General features: G+C 65.8%; 1 protein-coding gene. It reads left to right on the forward strand.

All coding sequences use genetic code 11. The features are described from left to right. Positions 1 to 530 (forward strand): condensation domain-containing protein (locus tag IF06_RS33500; RefSeq protein WP_232236832.1); only part of this gene is annotated, 530 nt, incomplete at both ends.

Here is a 530-nt window from a genome sequence, read left to right on the forward strand (position 1 = left end):
CACCTGGTGGATCGAGGGTGAGCTGGACCTACGGGCCCTGATGGCCGCCCTCGGCGACCTACACCACCGCCACCAGGCCCTGCACGCCCGCTACCGGCGCACCGACCCACCAACAGCAATCATCCCACCCAACCCCGGCATGCCCCAGCTACGGCTACTCGCCGACGCCACCACCGAACACGACGCCCTCGACCAACTCGCCGAAGCAGTACAGCAACCACTCGACTACACCCAGGGCCGCAACTGGCGCGCCGCCCTGATCCGAAACAAAACCACCAACCGAATCCTGTTCGGCATCGGCATCCACCACATCGCCTTCGACGGCTGGTCATACGGACTACTCGTACGAGACCTCAGCCACGCCTACACCGCACGACAAGCCGGCCACACACCCACCTGGAAACACCCCGCACCCACACTGCACCAGTCCCACGACGAATACACCCGCCTACGCGACGCCGCCGACCTGCAAACCCAACGAACCTACTGGCGCGAACAACTACGCGACCTGCCCCGCCAAGGCACGGGCC

The sequence above is a fragment of the Micromonospora globosa genome (assembly GCF_000717585.1).
Taxonomy (GTDB): Bacteria; Actinomycetota; Actinomycetes; order Mycobacteriales; family Micromonosporaceae; genus Micromonospora; species Micromonospora aurantiaca.